This window comes from Elstera litoralis (genome assembly GCF_000963705.1).
In the GTDB taxonomy this organism is placed as follows: domain Bacteria; phylum Pseudomonadota; class Alphaproteobacteria; order Elsterales; family Elsteraceae; genus Elstera; species Elstera litoralis.
This window is the reverse complement of sequence record NZ_LAJY01000059.1, coordinates 1-3,745: the sequence shown is the minus strand read 5'-3', so window position 1 is coordinate 3,745 and position 3,745 is coordinate 1. Positions and strand designations below refer to the sequence as shown.

At 62.4% G+C, this 3,745-nt stretch carries 2 protein-coding genes; one reads left to right on the top strand and one right to left on the bottom strand.

Annotated features, from left to right (window positions below; all coding sequences use genetic code 11):
- Positions 1–136 precede the first annotated feature (136 nt).
- Positions 137–2,740: an ATP-dependent chaperone ClpB gene (gene clpB, locus VZ95_RS03225; protein WP_045774604.1), complete on the bottom strand. Its 2,604-nt coding sequence runs from the start codon at positions 2,738–2,740 to the stop codon at positions 137–139.
- 122 nt (positions 2,741–2,862) lie between these two features.
- Here clpB and VZ95_RS03220 point away from each other — a divergent pair, with 122 nt between their 5' ends.
- Entirely contained in the window at positions 2,863–3,504 is a 642-nt protein-coding gene (locus VZ95_RS03220) for a ribonuclease HII (protein WP_045774603.1), read from the top strand.
- Positions 3,505–3,745 lie beyond the last annotated feature (241 nt).

Sequence of the window (3,745 nt, the reverse complement as noted above, 5' to 3'; positions counted from 1 at the left end):
GGGGCCGGGAGGCCCCAGACCCTCATTTAAAAAAAGCGCTCCTCAGGCAAGCCAAGGAGCGCTTCGACAAAAGCCAGGTCCAGGACCGGCCCGGTCCTGGCGGGGCGCGGGGTAGAACCCCGCAGTTTGCAAACGTCTAAGCCGCGTTCGCCTGCGGCACCACCGGGGTCAGCACCAGCCCATCGGGATCGGTGGTGACGACGACCGTTTGCCCATCCTGAAGCACGCCGGAGAGCACCAGTTCGGCCAGCCGGTTTTGCAACTGGCGCTGGATGACGCGCTTTAGCGGGCGCGCGCCATAGACCGGATCGTACCCCGCATCGGCCAGCCACTGCCGCGCTTCCGCCGAGAGATCGAGGGTGATCTTGCGGTCGGCCAGCAGCTTTTGCAGGCCCTGAAGCTGGATGGTGACGATCCCATCCATATGGCCGCGCGTGAGGCGGTGGAACATCAGCACTTCATCGAGCCGGTTCAGGAACTCGGGCCGGAAGGCACTGCGCACGATGTCCATCACCCCGTCGCGGACGCGCGGCGGAATTTCGGTTTCGGCTTCCGCCGTGTGGGCGAGCAGTTCGGAACCGAGGTTCGAGGTGAGCACGATCAGCGTATTGCGGAAATCCACCGTGCGGCCCTGGCCATCGGTGAGGCGGCCATCGTCCAGCACTTGCAGCAGTACGTTGAACACGTCCGGGTGCGCCTTTTCGACCTCATCGAACAGGATCACCTGATAGGGCCTGCGCCGCACAGCTTCCGTGAGCGCGCCGCCCTCCTCATAGCCGACATAGCCGGGGGGAGCCCCGATGAGCCGGGCGACGGCGTGCTTTTCCATATATTCGGACATATCGACGCGCAACAGCGCCTTTTCGTCGTCGAACAGGAAGCCCGCGAGCGCCTTGGTGAGTTCGGTTTTCCCAACGCCGGTCGGGCCTAAGAACAGGAACGAGCCCATCGGGCGGTTCTGATCCTGCAAGCCCGCCCGTGCCCGCCGCACGGCATTGGCGACCGCGTGAATGGCTTCATCCTGGCCGATAACGCGCTGATGCAGCGCCTCTTCCAAATGTAGCAGCTTTTCGCGCTCGCCGGTCAGCATCCGTTCGACCGGAATGCCCGTCCAGCGCGCCACCACGGCGGCGATATCTTGATCGGACACCGCCTCCTTCACCAAGCGCGAGCCGCCCGCCGCCTCGGCATCGGCCAGCGCCTTTTCGAGGTTGGGGATCACGCCGTAGGTGAGTTCCCCGGCTTTCGCCCAATCGCCACCGCGCTGCACGATTTCGAGCTGGGCGCGGGCGTGGTCGAGTTGCTCTTTCAGTTTTTGCGCGCTGTTCAGAGTCGCCTTTTCGGCTTCCCAGGCGGCGGTGAGCGTGCCCGCTTCGACTTCCAGCCCGTCGAGTTCCTTTTCCAAGGTCACGAGCCGGTCGCGGCTGGCGGCGTCGGTTTCCTTCAGTAGGGCTTCCCGTTCGATCTTCAGTTGAATGATGCGCCGGTCGAGTTCGTCCAGAGCTTCCGGCTTCGAATCCACCGCCATGCGCAGGCGCGCCGCCGCCTCATCGATCAGATCGATGGCTTTGTCGGGCAGGAAACGGTCGGTGATATAGCGGTTGGAAAGGGTCGCCGCCGCCACGATGGCACTATCGGTAATACGCACGCCGTGGTGAAGCTCGTATTTTTCCTTCAGGCCGCGCAGGATCGAAATCGTATCGGGCACTGTCGGTTCCGAAACGAACACCGGCTGGAAGCGCCGCGCCAGCGCCGCGTCTTTCTCGATGTACTTGCGATACTCATCGAGCGTGGTCGCGCCGACGCAATGCAGCTCACCGCGCGCCAGCGCCGGTTTCAGCATGTTGGAAGCATCCATCGCGCCATCGGCTTTGCCCGCGCCAACCAGCGTGTGCAGCTCGTCGATGAACAGCACGATCTGGCCTTCGGCGTGGGTCGCCTCTTCGAGAACCGCCTTCAAGCGTTCTTCGAACTCGCCGCGAAACTTGGCCCCGGCGATTAGTGCCCCGAGATCAAGCGACAGCAGCTTCTTGCCTTTCAGGCTTTCCGGCACGTCGCCCTTGACGATGCGCAGGGCCAAGCCTTCGACAATGGCGGTTTTCCCCACACCGGGTTCGCCAATGAGCACGGGATTATTCTTGGTCCGGCGCGAGAGCACCTGAATGGCGCGGCGGATCTCCTCGTCGCGGCCGATGACCGGGTCGAGCTTGCCGTTCGCCGCCGCTTCCGTCAGGTCGCGCGAATATTTCTTCAGCGCGTCGTACTTGCCTTCCGCCGTGGCGCTATCGGCTTTGCGGCCCTTGCGCACGGTTTCGATGGTCTGATTGAGATTTTGCGCCGTCACGCCGCCCGCCGCCAGCGCCTTGCCAGGGTTACCATCCTTTTCCAAGGTCAGCGCCAGCAGCAGCCGTTCGACGGTAACGAACTTGTCGCCCGATTTCTGGGAAAGCTTTTCGGCGGCATCGAAGAGACGCGCGGTTTCGGGCGCGAGATACAGGTTGCCAGCCCCGCCGCCCTCAACCTTCGGCAGCTTGGCGAGATCAAGATCAATCGCCGCTTCCACCTGCTTCGGGTCGCCGCCTGCGGTGCGGATGAGGTTGGCCGACATGCCTTCCGGGTCTTCCAGCAGCGCCTTTAGAATATGATCCGGCAGAAACCGCTGATGGCCCGAGCGTAAGGCCAGCGCTTGCGACGCTTGCAGAAACCCGCGCGCGCGTTCGGTGTAGTTTGCAAAATCCATGTGTCTCTCCTGTCATGCCGCCCCGGTGTACCCGGCAGTCAGCTTCGCGCCATGCTGTGCATCGACGCCCTACATCTTTAAGGTGGCCCCCCGGTTTGGGTTTTTGAAGAGGGTTCAGCCCGATGGGCACAGGTTTTTTAGGCCCCGATTTCTCGCACGAAGCCGAATGGGACGGGCCGGTTGCCGGGGTGGATGAGGTCGGACGCGGGCCGCTGGCAGGACCCGTGCTCGCCGCCGCCGCGATTCTCGACCCCGCCCGCCTGCCGAAAGAGCTGATCGGCGGCCTGCGCGATTCCAAGAAGCTGAGTGCCGCCAAACGCGAGGGTTTCGCCGCCGCCCTATGGGCGGCGCAGGGATCGAGCGTGTGGGCCGTGGTTGCCGCCGCCTCTGTGCGCGAGATCGATACCTATAATATTCTGGGCGCGACCCATCTCGCCATGCGTCGCGCGCTCGACCGGCTGCCGTTGCGCCCGGTCGCCGCCCTCATCGACGGCAACCGCGCGCCGAAGGGATTGACGCTGCCCCATCGCTGCCTCGTCGGTGGCGATGATCGCAGCCTGTCCATCGCCGCCGCTTCTATTCTCGCGAAAGTGATGCGCGACCGGCTGATGGCGCAGCTCGCCCGGCGCTATCCGGCCTATGGTTGGGAGAAAAATGCGGGCTACCCGGTGGCCGCGCATCGCGCCGCGCTTCAGACTGAGGGGCTCACCCCGCACCACCGCCGCAGCTTCGCGCCCGTTCGTGATTTGTTTAATTCGTTATAAATCAATAGTTTATATCTTTACGCTAATTTCATCCCTTAGAAACTAGTAGCAAGAATCAGAAAATTTAGTATGCTCCGATTTATCCCAAAACCCCAAGCGGTAGCGGGTAACGGGACCGGGTGCCTACCATATCTTGATTTTTCTTAAGACATTACATTCACTAAATGCCATAACATACTAAAAACATTCAATTTTCTTATTGACGCTCGTGTCTGACAGCGGCATCCTCTGGGTATGACAC